The sequence below is a fragment of the Massilia sp. ST3 genome (assembly GCF_018119405.1).
Lineage (GTDB): Bacteria > Pseudomonadota > Gammaproteobacteria > Burkholderiales > Burkholderiaceae_D > Telluria.
Genome location: NZ_JAGPWC010000003.1, coordinates 99,495 through 121,629, shown reverse-complemented (window position 1 = coordinate 121,629; position 22,135 = coordinate 99,495). Strand labels below are relative to the sequence as shown.

Annotated in this window: 22 protein-coding genes; 14 read left to right on the top strand and 8 right to left on the bottom strand. The window is 67.0% G+C overall.

Features of this window, described 5'->3' with window-relative positions; all coding sequences use genetic code 11:
- The first annotated feature begins 83 nt into the window (after nt 1-83).
- A complete protein-coding gene (metE, locus tag KBW98_RS01955) occupies nt 84-2,366 on the top strand; it encodes a 5-methyltetrahydropteroyltriglutamate--homocysteine S-methyltransferase (protein WP_211518403.1) in 2,283 nt (760 codons plus the stop codon).
- Nucleotides 2,367-2,531: 165 nt separating this feature from the next.
- On the opposite strand, the gene KBW98_RS01950 is transcribed toward metE, so the two are convergent.
- From KBW98_RS01950 to KBW98_RS01920, 7 genes are all read right to left on the bottom strand, one after another.
- Nucleotides 2,532-3,305, bottom strand: a complete 774-nt coding sequence (locus tag KBW98_RS01950; RefSeq protein ID WP_211518402.1) for a LytTR family DNA-binding domain-containing protein — start codon at nt 3,303-3,305, stop codon at nt 2,532-2,534.
- On the bottom strand, nt 3,284-4,372 hold the full coding sequence (locus KBW98_RS01945; RefSeq protein WP_211518401.1) for a sensor histidine kinase: 1,089 nt from the start codon (nt 4,370-4,372) through the stop codon (nt 3,284-3,286). Before KBW98_RS01945 ends, KBW98_RS01950 begins: the two co-directional genes overlap by 22 nt.
- Nucleotides 4,373-4,488: 116 nt before the next feature.
- A complete protein-coding gene (locus KBW98_RS01940; RefSeq protein ID WP_211518400.1) occupies nt 4,489-5,235 on the bottom strand; it encodes an ABC transporter ATP-binding protein in 747 nt (248 codons plus the stop codon).
- The gene (locus KBW98_RS01935) at nt 5,225-5,995 is read right to left on the bottom strand and encodes an ABC transporter permease (protein ID WP_211518399.1); all 771 of its coding nucleotides are present in this window, start codon (nt 5,993-5,995) and stop codon (nt 5,225-5,227) included. The genes KBW98_RS01940 and KBW98_RS01935 overlap by 11 nt, the downstream gene beginning before the upstream one ends.
- On the bottom strand, nt 5,988-6,428 hold the full coding sequence (locus tag KBW98_RS01930; RefSeq protein WP_373888886.1) for a hypothetical protein: 441 nt from the start codon (nt 6,426-6,428) through the stop codon (nt 5,988-5,990). Before KBW98_RS01930 ends, KBW98_RS01935 begins: the two co-directional genes overlap by 8 nt.
- A 3-nt stretch (nt 6,429-6,431) precedes the next feature.
- The gene (locus tag KBW98_RS01925) at nt 6,432-6,998 is read right to left on the bottom strand and encodes an SCO family protein (protein WP_211518398.1); all 567 of its coding nucleotides are present in this window, start codon (nt 6,996-6,998) and stop codon (nt 6,432-6,434) included.
- Complete coding sequence (locus KBW98_RS01920; protein WP_211518397.1) at nt 6,995-8,044, bottom strand: ABC transporter substrate-binding protein; 1,050 nt, start codon at nt 8,042-8,044, stop codon at nt 6,995-6,997. Before KBW98_RS01920 ends, KBW98_RS01925 begins: the two co-directional genes overlap by 4 nt.
- Nucleotides 8,045-8,188: 144 nt before the next feature.
- Between KBW98_RS01920 and KBW98_RS01915 the strand changes: the two genes are divergently transcribed.
- The 11 genes from KBW98_RS01915 (at nt 8,189) to KBW98_RS01865 (ending at nt 17,946) form a co-directional block, all read left to right on the top strand.
- Nucleotides 8,189-8,770 carry a hypothetical protein gene (locus KBW98_RS01915; RefSeq protein ID WP_211518396.1) on the top strand — a complete coding sequence of 194 codons (582 nt, stop codon included), beginning with the start codon at nt 8,189-8,191 and terminating at the stop codon, nt 8,768-8,770.
- Between the two features lie 112 nt (nt 8,771-8,882).
- Nucleotides 8,883-9,383: a hypothetical protein gene (locus KBW98_RS01910; RefSeq protein WP_211518395.1), complete on the top strand. Its 501-nt coding sequence runs from the start codon at nt 8,883-8,885 to the stop codon at nt 9,381-9,383.
- Nucleotides 9,384-9,584: 201 nt separating this feature from the next.
- Nucleotides 9,585-10,655: a DUF5694 domain-containing protein gene (locus KBW98_RS01905; protein ID WP_211518394.1), complete on the top strand. Its 1,071-nt coding sequence runs from the start codon at nt 9,585-9,587 to the stop codon at nt 10,653-10,655.
- 150 nt (nt 10,656-10,805) lie between these two features.
- Complete coding sequence (locus tag KBW98_RS01900) at nt 10,806-11,567, top strand: GntR family transcriptional regulator (RefSeq protein ID WP_211518393.1); 762 nt, start codon at nt 10,806-10,808, stop codon at nt 11,565-11,567.
- Nucleotide 11,568: 1 nt separating this feature from the next.
- Nucleotides 11,569-13,302, top strand: coding sequence for a fumarate reductase/succinate dehydrogenase flavoprotein subunit (locus KBW98_RS01895; RefSeq protein WP_211518392.1), 1,734 nt, complete (start codon nt 11,569-11,571; stop codon nt 13,300-13,302).
- A gap of 10 nt (nt 13,303-13,312) precedes the next feature.
- Complete coding sequence (locus tag KBW98_RS01890; RefSeq protein WP_211518391.1) at nt 13,313-13,546, top strand: ferredoxin family protein; 234 nt, start codon at nt 13,313-13,315, stop codon at nt 13,544-13,546.
- A gap of 25 nt (nt 13,547-13,571) precedes the next feature.
- Nucleotides 13,572-14,972 (top strand): ABC transporter substrate-binding protein, encoded by a 1,401-nt coding sequence (locus KBW98_RS01885; protein WP_211518390.1) that lies wholly within the window; start codon nt 13,572-13,574, stop codon nt 14,970-14,972.
- 15 nt (nt 14,973-14,987) lie between these two features.
- Nucleotides 14,988-15,809 (top strand): ABC transporter permease, encoded by an 822-nt coding sequence (locus KBW98_RS01880; protein WP_211518389.1) that lies wholly within the window; start codon nt 14,988-14,990, stop codon nt 15,807-15,809.
- Nucleotides 15,806-16,672 carry an ABC transporter ATP-binding protein gene (locus KBW98_RS01875; protein ID WP_211518388.1) on the top strand — a complete coding sequence of 289 codons (867 nt, stop codon included), beginning with the start codon at nt 15,806-15,808 and terminating at the stop codon, nt 16,670-16,672. Before KBW98_RS01880 ends, KBW98_RS01875 begins: the two co-directional genes overlap by 4 nt.
- 9 nt (nt 16,673-16,681) lie before the next feature.
- Nucleotides 16,682-17,644: a HEAT repeat domain-containing protein gene (locus KBW98_RS01870; protein WP_211518387.1), complete on the top strand. Its 963-nt coding sequence runs from the start codon at nt 16,682-16,684 to the stop codon at nt 17,642-17,644.
- Nucleotides 17,641-17,946, top strand: coding sequence for a DUF971 domain-containing protein (locus KBW98_RS01865; RefSeq protein ID WP_211518386.1), 306 nt, complete (start codon nt 17,641-17,643; stop codon nt 17,944-17,946). The genes KBW98_RS01870 and KBW98_RS01865 overlap by 4 nt, the downstream gene beginning before the upstream one ends.
- Nucleotides 17,947-18,049: 103 nt before the next feature.
- Here KBW98_RS01865 and KBW98_RS01860 read toward each other — a convergent pair whose 3' ends face one another.
- Nucleotides 18,050-18,658 carry a PEP-CTERM sorting domain-containing protein gene (locus KBW98_RS01860; protein ID WP_211518385.1) on the bottom strand — a complete coding sequence of 203 codons (609 nt, stop codon included), beginning with the start codon at nt 18,656-18,658 and terminating at the stop codon, nt 18,050-18,052.
- Nucleotides 18,659-18,957: 299 nt separating this feature from the next.
- Between KBW98_RS01860 and KBW98_RS01855 the strand changes: the two genes are divergently transcribed.
- Together KBW98_RS01855 and KBW98_RS01850 are read left to right on the top strand one after the other, a co-directional pair.
- Nucleotides 18,958-20,748, top strand: coding sequence for a YbhB/YbcL family Raf kinase inhibitor-like protein (locus KBW98_RS01855; protein WP_211518384.1), 1,791 nt, complete (start codon nt 18,958-18,960; stop codon nt 20,746-20,748).
- Between the two features lie 226 nt (nt 20,749-20,974).
- Complete coding sequence (locus KBW98_RS01850; protein WP_211518383.1) at nt 20,975-22,129, top strand: porin; 1,155 nt, start codon at nt 20,975-20,977, stop codon at nt 22,127-22,129.
- Nucleotides 22,130-22,135: the final 6 nt, after the last annotated feature.

The following is a 22,135-nucleotide window of genomic DNA, read 5'->3' as shown; positions in this document are numbered from 1 at the left end:
ATGGATACATGAAATCATACCAATTTTATTCATGAGTCGGCTCGCCTATGATGGGCTTATCCACTTGCCAACGAATGAACATCATGACCATCACCCACAATCTCGGCTTCCCGCGCATCGGTGCGCAACGCGAACTGAAGTTCGCCCTGGAGCGCCACTGGAAGGGCGAATCCTCCGCCCAGGAGCTGGCGGAACTGGCATCCGGGCTGCGCGCCCGCCACTGGCAGCAGCAGTCGCGCCTCTCGCTGGCGCCGGTCGGCGACTTCTCGCTCTACGACCAGGTGCTCGACATGAGCTTCACCCTGGGGAACGTGCCGCAGCGGGCGCATGCCCACGAGGGAGATCCGCTCGGCGCCTACTTCCGCATCGCGCGCGGCCGCTCCGGCCATCACGATTGCGGCTGCGTGCAGGCCGGTGAGATGACCAAGTGGTTCGACACCAACTACCACTACATCGTCCCCGAATTCAGCGCCGCCACCCGCTTCGCGCTCGACACCAGCCGCCTGGCCGAACAGCTGGCGCAGGCGCGCGCGCTCAAGGTGAAGGCCAAGCCGGTCGTCATCGGTCCCCTCACCTACCTGTGGCTCGGCAAGGCCCAGGATGGCGTGGAGCGCCTGTCCCTGCTGCCGCAGCTGCTGGCAGTGTACGCCGAACTGCTGGCCTGGTTCGCGCGCGAGGGCGTGGAATGGGTGCAGGTCGACGAGCCGGCCCTGGTGACGGAACTCGATGAGGCCTGGCGCAGCGCCTATGTGACGGCATATGAAACCTTGCGCGGCAGCGGCGCCAGGCTGCTGCTGGCGACCTACTTCGGCCCGCTGGAAGACAACCTGCCGCTGGCCTGCGCGCTGCCGGTCGACGGCCTGCACCTGGATGCTATCCAGGCGCCGCACGAGGTGGAGCCGGCGATCCGGGCGCTGGGGCAGGACAAGGTGCTGTCCCTGGGCGTGGTCGACGGCCGCAACGTCTGGAAGACCGACCTGCACGCCACCCTGGCCTGGCTCGAGCCGGTGCAGCGCCAGATCGGCGAGCGCCTGTGGATCGCGCCGTCCTGCTCTCTGCTGCACGTGCCGGTCGACTTGAACCAGGAAGAGGCCCTCGACCCAGAGATCCGCTCCTGGCTGGCCTTCGCCGTGCAGAAGCTGGAGGAACTGGACATCCTCGCGACCGCCCTCGGCCAGGGCCGCAGCCGGGTGCAGGAAGCGCTGGTGGAGAACGCCGCCGCCATCGACCGCCGCCGCGCCTCGCCGCGCGTGCGCAATCCGGCCGTGGCCGCCGCGGTGGATGCCATCGCACCAGGAATGGGCCGGCGCGCCAGCGGCCACGCCGAGCGCAGCGCGCGCCAGGCCGCGCGGCTCCAGCTGCCGGCCTATCCCACCACCACCATCGGCTCCTTCCCGCAGACCGCCGCCATCCGCCAGGCGCGCCGCCAGTTCAGGCAGGGGGAACTCGACGCCGCCGGCTACGAGGCCGCGATGCGCGCAGAGATCGCGCGCTGCGTGCACGAACAGGAAGCATTGGGACTGGATGTGCTGGTGCACGGCGAGGCCGAGCGCAACGACATGGTCGAATACTTCGGCGAACAGCTCGAGGGCTATGCCTTCACCGCCAGGGGCTGGGTGCAGTCCTACGGTTCGCGCTGCGTCAAGCCGCCCATCCTCTACGGCGACGTGCGGCGTCCGCGTCCGATGACGGTGGCCTGGACCGCCTACGCCCAGTCGCTCACCGGCAAGCCGATGAAGGGCATGCTGACCGGCCCGGTGACGATGCTGAACTGGTCCTTTGTCCGCGACGACCAGCCGCGCGCCCTCACCTGCCGCCAGCTGGCGCTGGCGATCCGCGCCGAAGTGCTGGACCTGGAACAGGCCGGCGTGCGCGTGATCCAGATCGACGAGGCCGCCCTGCGCGAAGGCCTGCCGCTGCGCCGCGCGCACTGGGACGCCTACCTGGCCTGGGCGGTGGACGCCTTCCGCCTGGCCGCCAACGGCGTGCGCGACGAGACCCAGGTCCACACCCACATGTGCTATTCGGAGTTCAACGACATCCTGGGCGCGATCGCGGCCATGGACGCGGACGTGATCACCATCGAGACCTCGCGCTCGAACATGGAGCTCCTCGCTGCCTTCGACGATTTCCGCTACCCGAACGAGATCGGGCCCGGCGTGTACGACATCCATTCGCCCAATATCCCGAGCCAGGAAGCCATCGTGGGCCTGATGCACCAGGCGGCGGCGCGCATCCCGGCGCAGCGGCTGTGGATCAACCCGGACTGCGGCCTCAAGACGCGCAACTGGGAAGAGGTGCGGCCGGCCCTGGCCAACATGGTGGCGGCGGCGCGCACCCTCAGGCAAACGGCCGAGGTCTACTAGAGATATATCAAAAACTAATTTGGGACATCACAACATATCATTGGATTTATATTTTGCGGCGCAGCATACTGCACCTGTCTCCACTATTTCTCCTCCAAGAAAATAGTCTTCAAGCCCGCGCAATGCGGGCTTTTTTTTCGCCTGCGCGACGGCACGGCGGCCCGCTCACATCTGGCGGAACAGGTGCACGAAGCTTCGGCTGACCGGCAGCGACTCGGCGCGGCGCTTCAGGTGGATCGTGGCGGTCTCGCTGCCGCGCGTGATGTGGCTGACGGCGCGCAGGTTGACCGCGACCGCACGGTGCACCTGCACGAAATGGTCGCCGTCGAGCTGCGCCAGCAGTTCCTTGAGCGGGGTGCGGACCAGCGCCTCGGCCGGCTGGCCATTGTCGTGCCAGGCCACCGCGGTGTACTTGGTGTCCGAACGCAGGTAGTCGATCTGGTCGACCGGGATCGGGCGCACCATGCTGCCGACCTGGGCGTAGATCCAGCGCAGCGGCCGTGGCGGCGCATCGCGCCGCAGCTGCATGGCCAGCTGCTGCAGCAGCGCCTCGGTTTGCGCGACAGGCAGTGCGGCCGCCAGGCGCTCGCGCAGGCGCGCCACCGTCTCGGCCAGGCGCGCCATCTCGACCGGCTTGACCAGGTAGTCCAGCGCGCCCTGGGCGAACGCCTGCACCGCATACTGGTCGTAGGCCGTGACGAAGACCAGGTGGGCGCGCCGGCCGATCTGGCTGGCCGCCTCGACACCCGAAATGCCGGGCATGTGCACATCGAGAAAGCAGATGTCCGGCGTGAGCGCCTCGAACTGCTCGATGGCCTCGCGGCCGTTGCGGGCCTGCGCCACCACGCGCAGCTCGGGCCAGGCCTCGGCCAGCTGGCGCGCCAGGGCGTCGCGCAGCAGCGGTTCGTCGTCGGCGATCAGCGCGGTGGGGTGGTGCATGGTTCGCTCTCCAGTGCCGGGAATTCCACTTCGGCGCAGACGCCGTGGGGTTCGCGCGCCGTCAGGCGCAGCTGGGCGTCGCCGCCGAAGGTCAGCGCGAGCCGTTCGCGCAAGCCGGCCAGCCCGGTCCCCGGCGGGCCGGCATGGACGAAGCCGACGCCGGTATCGTTGACGCGGGCCAGGCAGCGCGTACCTTGCCGCTCGATGCTGATCTCGATGGCGCCGCCCTCCTCGCTTGGATCGATGCCGTGGCGAACGGCGTTTTCGACCAGGGTCAGCACGGTCGTGGCCGGGCAGCGCACGTTCATGAGCGATTCGTCGGCGTGCAGCGAATAGCGCAGGCGATCCGGCATACGCATGTGCATCAGTTTCAGGTAAGCCTCCACCAGGCGGACTTCCTGCCCCAGGGTGTTGCAGCCTTCGTCCAGTTGCGGGATGGCCGCCCGCAGGTAGGCCGTCAGGCTGCGCAGCACCGCCGGCGCCTGCGGCGAGCCGATGTCGACCAGCGCCTGCACGTTCGCCAGGGTGTTGAAGAGGAAATGCGGCGCGACCTGTGCCTGCATCAGCTTCATGCGCGCATCCAGGGCCTGGCGCGCCAGTTCGCTGCGTTCCAGGTCGAAGGCCAGCGCCTGGTGCCGCGCCAGCGCGTCCTTCTGGCGTATCAGCGCCACCAGCGCCGTCCACGACCCCGCCAGCAAGCCCGCCATGGTCAGGAGCATGAACCCGGAAAGCCGCTCGTGGACTGTCCAGAAGGGCCGCGTGCCGGAACCGGTCGAGGCGAGATAGATCGCCAGCGTCGCGAGCGGCATGACCAGCGCCACGCCGCCGACCTGGAGCGCCCAGCGCCCCACCGGCTTCGGCAGGCGGCGCGGCCAGCGCTCGAGGAGGGAAAACATCAGCACCCCCATCAGCGCGAGGATGGCCGCACGGAACACCAGCGTCATCGGCGACTTCCACACGAAGCTGAGCGGGATGCTTGCCACCATGGCCACCGCCATGGCGACCGCGACACGCCGCAACAGCATCCTGGCGCCGAGCGGCTGGCCCTCATTGCTTTCAATAATCATCTGCTCTCCTATGGATAGAGGCAGTATGACCCAGGCCCCGCCCGGATGCATTCGCCATGCGACGAAATACGGCGGGAGCAGACGGGCTACGCCCTGGCGCGACGAGGCGAATGCGCTTAGACGCTCAACCCAAGCTGCCCCAGGATCGCATCCTTCATCTCCTGCAGCTCCGGGCTGGACACCTTGCGCGGATGCGGCTGGGTGACGGCGAAGCTGGCCTGCACCGTGGCCGGGCGCGGCGACAGCACCACGATGCGGTCGGCCAGGTATAGCGCCTCTTCCACGTCGTGGGTGATCAGGACCACGGTGTGGCGCTCTTCCTGCAGGATGCGCAGCAACTCGTTGCGCATGCGCAGGTTCATCAGGGCGTCGAGGGCCGAGAAAGGCTCGTCCATGTACAGGATCTCGGGCTTGACGACCAGCGCGCGGGCGATCTCCACGCGCTTGAGCATGCCGCCGGACAGCTCGCGCGGATAGGCGTTCTCGAAGCCCTTCAGCCCGACCATCTCGGCGTAGTGGTCGGCCAGGCGCGCCTTGTGCGCCCGCTCGCCCTCGTTCAGGCCGAACATCAGGTTTTCCTGCACCGTCAGCCAGGGGAAGACCGAACCGTGCTGCGAAATCACGATGCCCTTGGGGCCGGGCCGCGTCAGGCGCTCGCCGTCGATCGTCACGGCGCCGGAATCGGGCTGCTCGAAACCGGAAATCATCTTCATCAGGGTCGACTTGCCGCAGCCCGACGGCCCGACGATGGCGAGGAACTCGCCGTCCTCGATCTGCAGCTGGATGCCGCCCACCACCGGCAGGCTGGCGCCGCCCTTGGCGAAGCTCTTGCGGATATCGTCGATGACAATCTTAACGGCCATAGCGCCACCTTACCGAGTTGAGTCCTTCCAGCCTGCGCATGACGACGTCGAGCAGCAGCCCGATGACGCCGATGATCGCCATGCCCGCCACCACCAGGTCGTAGCGGTTGCCGGCATTGCGCGCGTCGATGATCATGTAGCCCAGACCCGAGGCGCGCACGATCATCTCGGCCGCCACCACCACCAGCCAGGCCACGCCCAGGCCGATGCGCATGCCGACCACGATGTCGGGCAGCACGGCGGGCACGATCACCTGGTGGAACATCTTCTGGCGCGAGACGCCGAAGTTCATGGCCGCGTGCAGGTAGCGCTGCTCGATGGTGTGCACGCCGTTGGCCGTCTGCACGATCATCGGGAACACGGCCGCCAGGAAGATCAGGAACACCGGCGCCACGTCGCCCACGCCGAACCACAGGATCGCCAGCGGAATCCAGGCGATCGGCGAGATCGGCCGCAGGATCTGGAACAAGGGGTTGAGCGTGTGGTAGACGCGGTCCACGCGCCCCATCCATAGGCCGACCGGCACCGCCACCGCCACCGCCAGCAGGAAGCCGACCGTCACCCGCATCAAGGATGCACCGATATGCTGCCACAGGGTGCCGTTCTGCGCCAGCTCCACGGTGCCGGCCAGCACCTGGCCCGGACTCGGGAAGATCAGGCTCTGGCTCTGCACGACGACCACGTGCCACAGGACGACCAGGGCCACGATCAGCAGCAGCGCGAGCCAGCTGCGTTTCAGTTGTTCGACAAGTTTATCCACGGATGGTGTATTCCTCGGTCAAGCGGTCCAGGCGCCAGCGCAGGCGCGCCAGGCCGGGTTCCGGGTAGGGTTCGACGATCACCTTCATCGAGCCGCTGCTGTGGGCGGTGCAATTGAATTCGTTTTCTGAGACGGTCTCGAAGGGCAGGCGGAAGTCCTGGCCCGGCATGATGAGCACCGGCCCGAAGACCTGCGGCACGGTGTCCTTGTTGCGCAGCAGGAGCACGTCCTGCACGCCCTGGGTCAGGCGGATGGTCGAGGGCAGGATGTCGCGCTTGTCGCCCTTCATGCGCCTCTCCCAGGTGCCGGCCGGGATCTCAAACAGCTTGTCGCGGCTGCTAGCGGCCGGCGGCGCGAACATGGCCCAGGCCAGCGGGGCCAAGGCGCAGGCGAGCGTCAGCCACAGGGGCCAGAAGCGGCGCAAGGTCTTCACGCCCTACTTCTTCAACAGGATCGCCAGGTCGTGCGCGATATCGGCGGCCGGGCGGCCGAAGGGCATCAGTGCGCGCAGCATGCCGCGCCGGTCGACGAAGTACAGGTAGGACGAATGGCCCAGCTGGTAGCCGGCCTTGCCCTCGACGGGCTGCTTGCTCACGCTGATGCCGTAGTCTTTCAGCACGCCCTGGATCTGCTCGGGCGTGCCGCCGATGCCGATGAAGCTCGGGTCGAACTTGGCCAGGTAGCTGCGCAGGTGGCTGGTGGTGTCGCGTTCCGGGTCGACGGTGACGAACACCACCTGCACGTCGGCGGCCGCCGCCCCCAGCAGGGTGCGCGCCTGGGCCAGCGAGGCCAGCGACACCGGGCACACGTAGGGGCACTGGGTGTAGCCGAATTCCAGCACCACCACCTTGCCGCGCAGGCTGGACAACTTGAAAGGCTTGCTGGTCGACGCGGGCAGCGCGATCTCGGGCGCGGCGCGCGGCGGATCGAACACGCCGGATTTCAGGGCCTGGCCGTGGGCCAGGCTGCAACACAGCAGCAAGGAGAGCAATAAAGTCTTCACAGCGGAATCGGTACCGGTTTGATGTTCTTGTAAAAACGTTCGTCGACGTAGCGCTCGTAGGCCACCGGGCGCTTGAGTGTCTTCGCTTCGACCGACAGCTGCATCAGCTCGTCGAACTCGGCGCGGATCAGGCGCAGGTCGCCGTAGGTCACGCGGTCTTCGGGGTTGTCCATGACGAACTTGATGATCTTCGGGTCCTGGCCAAAATAGGTGCGGCTGGACGCGATCTGCGCCGCCTTGTCGCGGTTCGCCGGTCCCTTGTCGAGCCAATCGCCGGCCGCCTGGATATGGTTGACCAGGTCCTGCACCAGCGCGGGGTTCGACTGGATCAGGTCTTCGCGCACGGTGAGCACGCAGCAGATGTAGTTGCGCCATTCGTCGCGCGTCATCGCCAGCGGGCGCGCATAGCCGGCGCGCTGGGCCGCGGCGCCGAAGGGCTCGCCGGTGCAGTAGGCGTCCACCGCGCGCGCATACAGCGCGGCCGGCATGTCCGGCGGGGCCATCTCGATCAGGGTGATGTCCTTGGGCGACATCCCGGCGCGCGCCAGCATCTTGCGCAGGAAAAGGTAGTCGACCGCGAAGCGGCTGGGAATGGCGATGCTCTTGCCGCGCAGGTCGCGGAAGGAGCGCGCCGGCGAATCGGTGCGCACCATGATCACCGCGCCGGAGCGGTGGCCGAGCGAGACGATCTTGAGCGGGATACGGCTGTCGACCAGGTCCATGACTAGCGGCGCCAGCATGTAGGCGGCCGGGATGCGGCCCGTCATCAGCGACTCCTTGACCTCGGGCCAGCCGCTGAACTTGGCGTAGGCGAAGGGCGAGGGACCGGCGCCGGTTTTCGCGTTGACGGCGATGCGGGCCTGGCAGGCGATCGGCAGGGTCAGGTTGCAGGTGACGGGCAGGCCGCCGACGACCAGCGGCTTGTTCGCACCGGCCGCGCCGGCCGGTGCGGCCGGCAGCGCCAAAGGCGCGGCCGCGGCCAGGGCGCTTCTGAGCACCTGCCGGCGGCGCAGCGCGTGGAGTGTGGCAGGCTCGTCAGGTGTCATGGCGGATACCGAAACAGAAGGAAAACGTTTCCAGATTGTACCTCAGGTGTCCTGGCGTCAGTACGGCGGCGAGGGGCCTGCACACCCGTGCACGCCGTTTCCGGGTGGCGGACTAGACTGTCGTTTTCGGTTTGCGAGCGCGCCATGAACATTGTCTGCATCGCCTGGGGTTCCCTGCTCTGGAAACCGGGATCGCTGCGCCTGGCCTCCGGCTGGCATCCCGGCGGCCCGCGCCTGCCGCTGGAATTCGTGCGCAAGAGCGACGACAGTCCCGAGGTGGCGCTGGTGCTGTGCGAGGGCGTCCGCCCGATGCCGACCTACTGGGCCTACCTGGCCACGCAGGACCTGGACGCGGCCCGCGCCATGCTGGGCGCGCGTGAAAAAATCACGCCCGAGCGGCCGGACTGGATCGGCAGCCTGCCCTCCGCCGATGGGGCCCGCAATGACGAACGCATCGCGGCCTGGCTGCGGGAGCAGCGCATCGACGCCGCGGTCTGGACCGCCCTGCCGCCCAAGTCGGCGGGGATCGACGGCCGCGTACCGACCGCGCAGGAAACGGTGGCGATGCTGGACAGCCTGCGCGGCGCCGAACGCGCCGAGGCGGAGGAATACGTACGCCGTACGCCGGCCCATATCGACACCCGCTACCGCCGCCTGATCGCGGCCTCGCTCGGCTGGACGCCCTTGCGCGCGGCGCATGTCACTGCCCGCATTAAGGGCGCCTGACAAGTTCCTTATTGTCGTGACGCCGACGAGACCATACACTGGGCCATTCCGAACGTCTGGTATCGGCCAGAAGCGGCTCTTCGGTCAATTTAACCGATTTTAAACATTGCTTATGAACCCATTAACCTGGAACGATCTGTTCGTTGACGCATCGCTGCTCGACTTCAACACATTGCTTTCAGAGTGGCCGGGGCTTGGAGTAGGCGAGATTCGGCCCATCGGTGCTTCTGCATTTGGCGATCTGTTCTTCGAGCGTAAGTCAGGTGAGGTGATGAAGCTGGACGTGCTGGAAGGCGGTCTGTATCCGGTTGCTGCTAACTTCCAGCAGTTTAACGAGTTGATGAATTCTCTCGACTGGCAGGAGCAGCAGCTTCTAAGTCAAGGGGTTGCCTTGCTTAAAGAAAAGGGGATTTCTCGTGCCCCTGCCCAGTTCTTTGGTTTCGCTCCTCACCCTTCACTCGTAGGAAAGATCGACTGGTCCCGAGTAATGCTGTTTGATGCCAACGTATGGAACTCAATCTGTGCGCAGACGGTGGGCGTTGTTCCGCCGGAAGAATCGGTGTTGCCCGATGTGGCCTCCAAGCGGCCATGGTGGAAGCTCGGAAAGGGCTAGAGCGAACGTCTGCTGTGGGTCGATGGTTGACGTACACGGCCGCAGTCGGAACGCCAAGATGACGCCCATCTTGGTAGACGGACCAATAGCGCGGCCCAAGCACTTCCCCAAGCCAGACGCATCATGTGCATATCCGATTTCCCCTGCTTCCAGGTGCAGCTGATGTAGGCTTGGCGTTCATTCACACGGACAGGAGATTTCATGCTGCGGCCTTTCGCTTCATTCGTCGGATTACTGCTTACGCTCGGCGCACAGGCGGCAGACTTCGAACCCGGCAAGCTGAAGGGCCCGAAGAGCGGCCCGCAGAACGAAGTCCTGGTCCTGGGCACGCCCCACCTGTCACAACTGCCGCCTGTCTTCCAGCCGTCCGGCCTCGGCCCGCTGAACGAACGCCTGGAGCGCTGGCGTCCGCAGGTGATCGCCATCGAAGCCCTGTCCGGCCCCCAGTGCGCCTTCCTGCGCCAGTTTCCCCACCGCTACCGGGAGACGGTCGGCGACTACTGCTGGGACACCGCGCCGGCGCGCGCAGCGACCGGCCTCGAGGTCCCCGCTGCCACCGCGCAGGCCGAGGCCATGCTCGCCTCCTGGCCGCAAGCGCCCTCGCCCGCCCAGCGGCGCCGCCTGGCGGCCCTGTTCCTGGCCGGCGGCGAGCCGGCATCGGCCCTGGTCCAGTGGCTGCGCCTGCCCGAGTCCGAACGCCGCAGCGGTGACGGCCTCGATGCCGCCCTGGCCGCGGCGCTGGAGAAGCTGCGCGTGAAGCGTCGCGAAGATTATCTGATCGCCGCCCCGCTGGCGGCGCGCCTGGGCCTGGAGCGCCTGTACGCCTTCGACGACCATACCGCCGACCAGCCGATGAAGGACGAAGCGGAGCAGAAGCGCTATGGCGCGGCGCTCATGAAAGCCTGGGACAACCCCGCCGGGGCGAAGCGCAAGCAGCTCGACACGGCCCTGAAAGCGCACATCGGCACGCAGGAAGGCGTGCTGGCCATGTACCGCGCCTTCAACGCGCCCGGCCAGTCGCGGCTCGTGTTCGACAACGACTTCGGTGCGGCCCTGGAAGAACCTTCGCCCCAGGGCTATGGCCGCGACTACGTCGGCTACTGGGAGACGCGCAACCTGCGCATGGCCGCCAATCTCCGCGAGGTGGTCAACGCGCACCGGGGCGGCCGCACCCTGGTGCTGGTCGGCGCCTCGCACAAGGGCTACCTCGACGCCTACCTCGACCAGATGCACGACCTGCGCCTCGCCGACGCGCTGCGCGTGCTGGAGTAATCGTCAACTGAAGCGGTGGGCGCATATCTATATGCGCCCACCGACTCAGGCGTTTTCCGTATGTAGTAGCACGAAGAGATTCGTTCTCTTCGCATCAGCCCATCGATACCATCTTCGCAAGATCATCACCTGTCATGACAGGACTTGCGAATGCCATCCTTCCGAGCCATTGAACACTCCCCGGTGCCGCTGTACTCCCAGCTGCGCGAGCGCCTGCGCGAACGCATCCTGGACGGAACCTACGGGCAGGACACGCGCCTGCCGGCCGAAAGCGAGATCGGCGCGGTCTTCGGCGTCAGCCGCATCACCGTGCGCCAGGCGCTGGGCGACCTGCAGAACGAAGGCCTGATCGTCAAGGTGGCGGGCAAGGGCTCCTTCGTCGCCAGGAGCCGGCCGAGCCAGGACCTGGGCCGCCTGGAAGGCTTCGGCGAGGCGATGTCGCGCAAGGGGCACCGGATCGTCAACCGGGTGCTGTCGCAGCGCGAGATCCCGGCCAGCGCCGCCGTCGCCGCCCAGCTGCGGCTGCCCGTGGGCGCGCCCGTCACCGAACTGCAACGCGTGCGCTTCCTCGACCACGAAGCCGTGTCCTATGAACTGAGCTACCTGCCGCCCGCCGTCGGCCGCCGCCTGCGCGCCGAGAACCTGGCCGAGCGCGACATCTTCCTGATCCTCGAAAGCGACTACGGCATCGCCCTCGCCCATGCCGACATCCAGATCGGCGCGCTGAATGCCGACACCGAACTGGCCGCGGCCCTGTCGGTGGCGCCCGGCGCGGCCCTGCTGCGCATCGAGCGCCTGACCTGGACCGCCGGCGGCGAGCCGCTCGATTTCGAATACCTGTACGTGCGCGGCGAAGCCTTCCAGTACGGCCTGCGCCTGGCGCGCCACCCCCACCCCACCCAAGGAAGCTGATATGGAAACACATGTGCAAACCGTCGACGTGCTGGTGATCGGCGGCGGCACCGCCGGCCCGATGGCCGCGGTCAAGGCCAAGGAAGCCGATCCGAGCCTGCGCGTCCTGCTGCTGGAAAAAGCCAACGTCAAGCGCAGCGGCGCCATCTCGATGGGCATGGATGGCCTGAACAACGCCGTGGTGCCGGGCTTCGCCACGCCCGAGCAGTACGTCAAGGAGATCACGGTCGCCAACGACGGCATCGTCAACCAGAAGACGGTGATGGCCTATGCGCGGAACAGCTACGCCATGATCGAGGAGCTGGACAGCTGGGGCGTCAAGTTCGAGAAGGACGAGACCGGCGACTACGCCATGCGCAAGGTCCACCACATGGGCACCTATGTGCTGCCGATGCCGGAAGGGCACGACATCAAGAAGGTGCTGTACCGGCGCCTGAAGCGCGTCCGGGTCGAGATCACCAACCGCCTGGTCGCCACCCGCCTGCTGACCGCGCCCGACGGATCGATCGCCGGCGCCATGGCCTTCGACTGCCGCAGCGGCGACTTCCACGTGATCCGCGCCAAGTCGGTGGTGCTGGCCACCGGCGCCGCCGGGCGCCTGGGACTGCCCGCTTCCGGCTACCTGTTCGGCACCTACGAGAACCCGACCAACGCCGGCGACGGCTACAGCATGGCCTACCACGCGGGCGCCGAGCTGTCCGGCATCGAATGCTTCCAGATCAACCCCTTGATCAAGGACTACAACGGCCCGGCCTGCGCCTACGTCACCGGTCCCTTCGGCGGCCACACCACCAACGGCAAGGGCGAGCGCTTCATCGAATGCGACTACTGGAGCGGCCAGATGATGCAGGAGTTCCACGACGAGCTCCAGGGCGGCAACGGCCCGGTCTTCCTCAAGATGCACCACCTGGCCGAGGAAACCATCCAGACCATCGAGACCATCCTGCACACCAACGAGCGGCCCAGCCGCGGGCGCTTCCACGAGGGCCGCGGCCTTGATTACCGCGAGCAGATGGTGGAGATGCACATCTCGGAGATCGGCCTGTGCAGCGGCCACTCCGCCTCGGGTGTGTGGGTCGACGAGCAGGCGCGCACCACGGTGCCCGGCCTGCACGCGGCCGGCGACCTGGCCTGCGTGCCGCACAACTACATGCTCGGCGCCTTCGTCTACGGCCGTCTGGCCGGCGAAAGCGCGGCCCAGTGGTGCGCGGAGCACGCGCTGCCGGAGCTCGACGAGGAACAGGTCGAGCGCGAACGGGCCCGCGTCTGGGCGCCCCTGGCGCGCCAGGACGGGCTGCCGCCCAACCAGGTCGAATACAAGCTGCGGCGCATGGTCAACGACTACCTGCAGCCGCCCAAGGTGACGCGCAAGATGGAGATCGGCCTGCAGCGCTTCGAGGCCATCCGCCAGGACCTGGAGCGCCTGCAGGCGCGCAATCCGCACGAACTGATGCGGGCGATGGAAATCCACGCGATCCGCGACTGCGCCGAGATGGCCGCGCGCGCCTCGCTCTACCGCACCGAGAGCCGCTGGGGCCTCTACCACAACCGGGTCGACTACCCAAGCCGCAACGACGCCGAATGGTTCGTCCACGTGCAGCTGAAGAAGGAAGGCGATGAGATGGTGTGCTTCAAGCGCCCGGTCGCCCCTTACATCGTGCCGCTCGACGACCAGGAAAAGAACGCCTACCGCCAGCTGCGCGTGCAGCCAGCGCCCCAACCCATCGCCGCCTGAGGAGCACCGCATGCCGACCACGATGAACATCACCAGCGTGCCCGTCAGCGTCGACGAGGACAAGTGCATCGCCCACAAGGGCTGCACCGTCTGCGTCGACGTCTGCCCCCTCGACGTGCTGGCCATCGACCTGAGCAAGGGCAAGGCCTATATGAAATTCGACGAATGCTGGTACTGCATGCCCTGCGAGAAGGACTGCCCCACCGGCGCCGTCCACGTCGACATCCCCTACCTGCTGCGCTGACCGCATCCACCACAAGGAGAACACCATGCTACCCCGCCTGCCCCTGACTGCCCTCGCACTGCTGCTTAGCTTGAGCAGCGCCCAGGCCGCCGAGACCATCCGGGTCGCCATCGGCACCCAGGACACCACCATCAACTGCGCCACCGGCGGCCTGCTGATCCGCGAACTCGGGCTGCTGGAAAAATACCTGCCGCGCGACGGCAAGTACAAGGACGTCAAGTACGACATCCAGTGGAAGAACTTCACGTCGGGCGCTCCGCTGACCAACGAGATGGTGGCGGGCAAGCTCGACATCGGTTCCATGGCCGACTTCCCCGGTTCCTTCAACGGCGCCGCCCACGCCAAGGCCGGCAAGAAGAGCATCTTCATCAGCGTGCTGTCGGGCAGCACCCAGGGCTCGGGCAACGGCATCGTGGTGCCCAAGGCGTCCGGCGTGCAGTCGCTGGCTGAACTCAAGGGCAAGACCATCTCGGTGCCCTTCGCCTCGACCGCCCACGGCATGCTGCTGCGCGCCGTGAAGGCCCAGGGCTGGGACCCCGAGCGCGACGTCAACATCACCACCCAGGCGCCGGAAGTGGCCGGCTCCGCCCTGCAGGGCAACAAGATCGAGGCCCACGCCGACTTCGTGCCCTTCGCCGAGCTGTTCCCGCACCGCGGCTTCGCGCGCAAGATCTTCGACGGCTCGCAGGCCAAGGCGCCGACCCTGCACGGCAGCCTGGTCGATGCGGCCTACGCCCAGAAGCATCCGGAAATCGTGGTCGCCTACCTGCGCGCCGCGGTCGAGGCCGACCGCAGAATCGCCGCCGAGCCGGAAAAATACAGTGAGCTGATCGCCAAGGTCACCGGCATCGAAGCCGAGGTCAACTACCTGTTCCACGGCCCGCTCGGCCTGCAGACGCGCGACTTCAGCTGGAAGCCCGAGTACCGCCAGGCTGTCAAGACCTCGATCGAGACCCTGCGCCTGCTCAAGCGTACCGAGAGCGACATCGACGTCGACAGCTTTATCGACGACAGCTACATCCGCGCCGCCTACAAGCAGGCCGGCCTGGACTACGACAAGCAGCTGAAGAACTACGCCAAGCTGCCGCTCGGGTCCAAGGACGCGCTCACCGGCAAGCCGATTCTTGATGCCAAGCGCCTGACCCAGATCTGGGTGCAGGGCGAGCCGCTGGTGCGCCACTACGCCAGCGCCGCCAGCGCCTTCGCCGAACTGCGCAAGCTGGAAGCCGCCGGCAAGAAGATCCGCACCGTGTATGCCCACGACCAGGATTCGGGCCTGAAGCTGCTGGCCGGCCACGCCTGGTTCGTCGTCAAGGGCAAGGAGATCAGCGCCTTCCTGCTCAAGGCCGAGGCCGAGGCCCATGCCCGCAAGACCAAGGGCAAGGTGGTCGACTTCGACGCCCTCAAGGCCGGCAAGACGGTCTGAGTTCCGGGAGCCGCCATGCAAGCGATCGCCGCCGCCTTCTTCGATCCCGCCGCGCTGCGCAGGCTGGGCCGCCACCTGCTGCGCGTCCTGTCGGTATTGGCCTGCATCGCGGCCTGGCAGTGGGCCTCGTCGCATCGCCTCGACCTTGGGCTCGTCACCTTCCAGAACGTGCCTTCGCCGCGCGACGTGATTGACGCCGCCGCCGCGCTGGTCGAGTCGCCCAAGCTGGAGCAGCACCTGAAGGCCAGCGTCTGGCGCGTGTTCGCCGGCTTCGCGGGCGCCACGGTGGCCGGCATCGCGCTCGGCCTGGTCATCGGCCGCTCGCGCCTGCTGGAAGACCTGCTGCTGCCGCCGCTCGAGGTGCTGCGTCCGATTCCGGCGGTGGCCTGGATTCCGCTGGCGATATTGATGTTTCCATCCTCGGAAATGTCGATGGTCTACATCACCTTCATCGGCGCCCTGTTCCCGATCCTGCTCAACACGATTCACGGCGTGGAAGGCGTCGACCCGCGCCTGGTCGCCTCCTCGCGCAGCCTGGGCGCGGGCGGCTGGACCATCTACACGGAGGTGATCCTGCCGGCGGCCGCGCCCAGCATCGTCACCGGCCTGTCGATCGGCATGGGCACCGCCTGGTTCTGCCTGGTGACGGCGGAGATGATCTCGGGCCAGTACGGCATCGGCTATTACACCTGGGCTTCGTACACGATCCAGAACTATCCGGAGATCGTGGTCGGCATGCTGTTCATCGGCGTGATCGGCATGGGCAGCAGCATCCTCGTGAAAAAGACCGGTAACCTGTTCCTGCCGTGGTACCTCATGCAAAGGAAGAAGCGATGAACCAGACCACCACCGTGGAACACCGCCGCCTGGCCGAAGGCCTGGGCGGCATCGAGATCCAGGATCTGTCGATCCGCCTGGGCGAAGGCCGCCAGGCCTTCGACGCGGTGCAGGAGGTATCGCTGTCGATCGCACCCGGCGAATTCGTGTGCGTGCTCGGCCCCTCGGGCTGCGGCAAGTCCACCCTGCTGGGCGCCCTGGCCGGCCACTGGCGGGCCAGCGCCGGCGCGATCCAGGTCGACGGCGCCGCCATCTCCGGACCGCATCCGGAACGCGGCCTGGTGTTCCAGCAGCACACCCTCTTCCCCTGGAAGAAGGTGCTCGACAACGTGGCCTTCGGCCTCAAGATGCAGGGCGTGGGCCGGCGCGCACGCCACGAGCGGGCGCGCGAGCTGCTGCGACTGGTGGGGCTGGAAGGCTTCGAGGACCGCTATCCGATCCAGCTCTCGGGCGGCATGCAGCAGCGGGTCGAGATCGCGCGGGTCCTGATCACCCAGCCGCGCGTGATGCTGATGGACGAACCCTTCGGCGCCCTCGACGCCCAGACCCGCCTCAAGATGCAGGAACTGCTGCTCGAGGTCTGGGCCAGGGTCAGGACCACCGTCGTCTTCATCACCCACGACATCGACGAGGCGCTGTTCCTGGCCGACCGGATCCTGGTGATGAGCCCGCGCCCGGGCCGCATCATCGACGAGATCCGGCTCGACTTCGAGCGGCCGCGCCACCCGGACCTGATGACCTCCACGCATTTCACCCGGCTCAAGCGCCATTGCCTGTCGCTGCTGCACCCGCAGGCCAGCGTCAATCCCCTGGCCCGGCTCAGCCCACTGGGTCCGCAAACGGCTTCCACCTCCACCACATAAGGACTTCCCGTGATTTCAGCCCTGTTCGACTACCCGGACGTCGCCGCCATTCTTCCGCGCCTGCGCGACGGCGACCCCACCGTGCGCCGCATCGCCGTGCTCGACCTGGCCGACCTGGACGGCGACCTGCATGTGCCGCTGCTGGTCGCGGCCCTGGCCGACCCGGCGCCGGTGGTGCGCGCGGAAGCGGCCCGCGTGCTGCAGGAATTCGAAAGCCCGGCCACGGTGGCGGCCCTGGCCCCGCTGCTGTCCGATCCCGCCGACGAAGTGCGCCTGGCCGCGGCCCAGAGCCTGTCGGAACTCAAGCAGCCGGCATCGGCCGCCCGGCTGATCGGCTACATTGGCAGTGCGGACAGCTTCGTGCGCGCCGCCGCCCTGCGCGGCGTGCGCGAACTGCGGGTGGCGGACAGCTTCGCCCCCGCGCTCGCCGCCCTGGAAGACGCCGATCCCCTGGTCAGGCGCGAAGCGGTGGCGGTGCTCGGCTACCTCAAGCGCACGGAAGCCCTGCCCGCCCTGGCGCGGATCGCGACCCACGACCCCGCCCTGGAAGTGCGGCGCGCGGCCAGCGGCGCCCTCGGCTACGCGGGCAGCGGCGCCGTCCTGCCGGCGCTGCTGGCCGCGCTGGCCGACGAGGCCTGGCAGGTGCGCGAGGAAGCCGCCACCACGCTCGGCAAGCTGGGCCTGGACCAGGCCTCCGGCGCGCTGGTCGCGGCGCTCGACGATTCCTACTGGCAGGTGCGGCTGCGCGCCGCGCGCAGCCTGGGGCGCCTGCGCAGCCGCGCGGCCCTGCCGGGACTGGTGGCGGCCCTGGAACACACGATCAGCAACCTGCGCAAGGAGGCGGCCCTGGCCCTGGGCGAGATCGGCGCGCCCGCGGCGCTGCCAGCCCTGCAGGCGGCCGCCAACGATCCCGACCCCGAGGTGCGCAAGTCGGTGCGGCTGGCGATCGGCCAGATCGGTGCGGCGGCATGAGCATGCTGCCCGAGGCGATCGAGAACCATGCCGCGCAGGGGGTACTTGCCCTGCGCTGGCCGGATGGGCGCAGCGCGCGCTGGACCCATGCGGCCCTGCGCGCGGCCTGCCCCTGCGCCGAGTGCCGGGCGCGGCGCCGCGCCGGCCTTGCCGTCGATGCGGACGAGGCCCTACGTATCACCGCGATCGAGCCGGTCGGCGCCTATGCCCTCAACCTGGTCTTTGACGACGGCCACCGGCGCGGCATCTATCCCTACGCGATGCTGGACCAGCCGGCATCGGCCGCGCTGCATCACGCGTGATGTACGCGGGCGGTCGCAAGGATCAAAAAAAATGCCAGTCATTCCTCTGACTGGCATTTCTTAAGCGCCGCCGGGATCATTCCCGCGGCGTACAGGTTGTGCTTCAGGCCTTCTTGCGGCGGCGCGCCAGCATCCCGACGGCGCCCAGGCCGAGCAGCGCCAGCGAAGCCGGTTCCGGGACGTCGGCCGAGGTCACGGTGAACGAGCCGGTCAGGATGCCGGTACCGTCAAAGTTGCCGCCGGTCGCGATGAAACCCCAGGCTTCGCCGGCCGTCAGGTCGAGGTCGATGGTCTTCGAGACCACGCCACCCCAGGTATTGCCGGTCAACTCGGTTGCGTTGCTGGTCGAGCCTTCCCAGATCGACATCGTGGTGTACGACTGGTACCAGGCCGCGAACGAGGACATATCGACGTTGATCGACAGGTTGCCGGTTTTCTGTGCGGTCGTGGAAAACACATAGGTCTGGCCCGGCACGCCCGCGCCGGCATAGCCCGGATGTTGGAAATCGTAGCTCAGCTTGTCGCCGCCCACCGTCAGGTCGGAGCCCATGCCATAGGTGTCGCTTCCGGTCCAGGTGGCGGTCCACTGCTGGCCGAGCGGGCCGGTGCCGGTCACGGCGGTGTTGGTCGTCACGACGGCGGCCGAGGCAGGGAGCATGAAGGCCAGGCCCAGGACTGCGGTGCCGAACAATTGTGCGAGTGGTCGATTCATTTTTATTGGTCTCAAGTCAGGTTGTGTATAAAGAAATACGAATTTACAGTTAGCAATATGCGTGCCAATTTTGCAAGTGTTTGATTTGCAAGGAAGCGGCTTACTCATCTATACGTAAATGTAAGAAATTCCGACATGCATCATTTGTATCCTAGGGGAAACTAATGAGGCGGACCTCGTGCTCTCGCTCCAGCCGTTCCGTCCGCTCCGCCTATGTACGTTCCCCCACAAACCGCCGCCTTCCGCTCTGGCACGATAACCGGGCTGCCTCCACCACACGACGAAGAAAGGACGCCCCGATGAAACGCGCATTGCCCGCAATCCTCCCCAGCCTGATGCTGTATCTCGCATCCGGCGCGGCCTCCGCCCAGCAGGGCGACGGCACCCAGGTCTCGAACGGCGTCAACGTCTTCAAGCCGAACAAGGTGGAGCCGAGCGCGGAGCGCCTGCGCGGCATCAAGGCGCCCCAGGGCTTCACGGTCACGCCCTTCGCCACCGGCCTGAAGAACGCCCGCATCCTGGCGGTGGCGCCGAACGGCGACATCTACCTGAGCCGGCGCGACCAGGGCGACGTCCTGCTGCTGCGCGATGCCGACCGGGACGGGCGCGCCGACGGCGCCCCCGTCACGGTGGCCAACCGCGCCGGCGTCCACGGCCTGGCGATCCGCGACAACAAGCTCTACCTGACCACGGCGCGCGAGCTGTTCGCCGCCCGGATCGAGGGCGACGGCCGGCTCGGCAAGCCCGAACTGCTGGTGGGCGACCTGCCGGACGCCGGCCAGCATCCCAACCGGACCATGGCCTTCGGCCCGGACGGCATGCTCTACCTGAGCGTGGGCAGCACCTGCAACGCCTGCAACGAGAGCAACCAGGAAAACGCCACCATGCTGCGCATCTCGCCCGACGGCAAGCAGCGCAGCATCTTCGCCAGCGGGCTGCGCAACACCATCGGCTTCGCCTGGCATCCGCAGACCGGCGAATTCTGGGGCTTCGACCACGGCATCGACTTCCTGGGCGACAACCAGCAGCCGGAAGAACTCAACAAGCTCGAACTGGGCAAGCAGTACGGCTGGCCGCACGTCTACGGCGCGGGCGAGATCTACCCGCAAAGCACGCCGCCGGGCGACATCAAGAAAGAAGAATGGAAGGCGCGCAGCCAGCCCATGGTGCTCGGCTATACCGCCCATGCGGCGCCGATGCAGATGGTGTTCGCCACCGGCGGCATGTTCCCGGCCGAGTTCCGCGGCGACGCCTTCGTGACCATGCGCGGCTCGTGGAACCGCAATCCGGCTTCGGGCTACGAGATCGTGCGGGTGCGCTACGCCAACGGCCAGCCGAAGTCGGTCGAGCCCTTCGTCACCGGCTTCCTGACCGACGGAGGCAAGACCCACATCGCGCGCCCGGTCGGCCTGGCCTTCGCCAGGGACGGCGCGCTGCTGATGGCGGACGACGCCAACGGCGTCATCTACCGCATCGCCTACACCGGGCCCAAGACCGAGGCGGTCGGCGACGCCGTCCCGCCGGCCGGACCGATGCGCGAGCAGGCCAACAAGGGCAATGGGGTGCCGCTGGCGAACAAGCGCCCGGAAACCGATGCCAAGGGACAGCTGGCGGTCAGCTCGTCCGCCTTCCGCGACGGCGGACAGCTGGACGCCCGCTTCAGCGAATATGCCGACGGCGTCTCGCCGCCGCTATCCTGGAAAGCCGTGCCGAACGCGAAGTCCTATGCCATCGTGATGGAAGACCCGGACAGCAAGCCGGTCACGCCCTTCGTGCACTGGCTGGCCTGGAACATTCCGGCCACCGTCACCAGCCTGCCGGAAGGCCTGCAGGAGCAGCCGCGCCTGACCGAGCCCGACGGCGTGCTACAGGGCCGCAACACCCGCGGATCAAGCGGCTGGTTCGGACCCAAGCCGCCGGTCGGCGACCCGGCCCACCGCTACCACTTCCAGGTCTATGCCCTGGATACCGTGCTCGACCTGCCTTTCGGCGCCGACCGCGACCAGTTGCTGCAGGCCATGCGCGGCCACATCCTGGCCAAGGGCGAGATCGTCGGTAAATACGGCCAGAAACAAAAGCCTCCCAAATAAGGCTTTCACGCAGGCTTCTTTCCTCTTCCTTGCTTAACTAATCACTCTTAGTTGCCGCATGGCAACGAAGAGTGATTTGGGTAAAGATTTTACTTCTTTTGCCCTTTCTCCTTTTCTACAATTCATCCTGCATATAGCGAACGATCAAGGCTTTCGCTTCCCTGTGTTTTCTTTTCTGTCTATTTCATAGGTGCGCTTTCGCCGCATCGATCAAAGGAATATCAACATGGCTGTTTCCAAGCTCCGCCAGTGGAAGAGCGTCTTCCCCGTTGTCGCGGCCGCCCTGCTCGGCGCCTCGTTCACGGCCTCCGCCGCCGAGGACAACGAAGCGGCATCGCCGTTCAAGCTGAGCGGCTTCGCCTCCATCGTTGCCGGCAAGACCTTCGGCGCTTCGCTGTCGCCGGACTACCGCGGCATCACCGTCATGGACGGCCACCCCTGCCCGTGCTGGATCGCCGACTGGAGCACCGCCGGCGTTTACGACGGCGACCTGTCGTTCAAACCCGAATCGCGCGCCGGCATCCAGGCCAGCTACCGCTTCACCGACAAGCTCAGCGCCGTCACCCAGGTCGTGGTGCGCGGCACCGAGTCCAAGCCCTCCGTGGAATGGGCCTATGCGGCTTACGAACTCGACAAGAACTGGGAATTCCAGGTCGGCCGCAAGCGCATTCCGCTGTACTACTACTCCGACTTCCAGGACGTCGGCTCGGCCTATCCGTGGATCGGCGTGCCGCCCGAACTCTATGGCTGGGAAGCGGTGAACTACAACGGCGGCAGCGCGCGCTACAAGGGCAAGCTGGCCGGCGCCACCTTCACCGCCGGCGTCTTCGGCGGCAAGGAAACCGTGAAGGAATCGAAGTACTACAAGCTGTACAGCCCTGAAGACACCAAGGTCAACTGGAACAACATCGTCGGCGCCGACCTCGAAGCCAGCCGCGGTCCGCTGACCGTGCGCGGCGTCTACCTGCAGTCGAAGGTCGAGACCAGCAGCCCGAGCGGCGAGATGGACAGCTTCGCCCGCTTGCGCGCCTACGGCCTGGCCGTCAACCTGGACTTCGACGACTGGTTCGTCCTGAGCGAGGTCACCCGCCTGACGCGCGACTTCGGCGACTACGAAGTAGCCGCGCCGGCGTTCACGATCGGCGCCGGCTACCGCTGGGGCAACTGGACGCCGTTCGTCAACTTCGCCCGCTATACCGAAAAGACCAGCGACCTCGAGCTCTACGACCCGCAGAGCTACCAGCGCGCCTCGTTCACCTTGCGCTACGACCTCGATGCGCGCAGCAGCATCAAGGCCCAGGTCGACCGCTTCGAAGACACGACCCGTAATTTCGGCGACAACGCCAACGTGATCCGCCTGTCCTACGACCGCCTGTTCTGATCACCA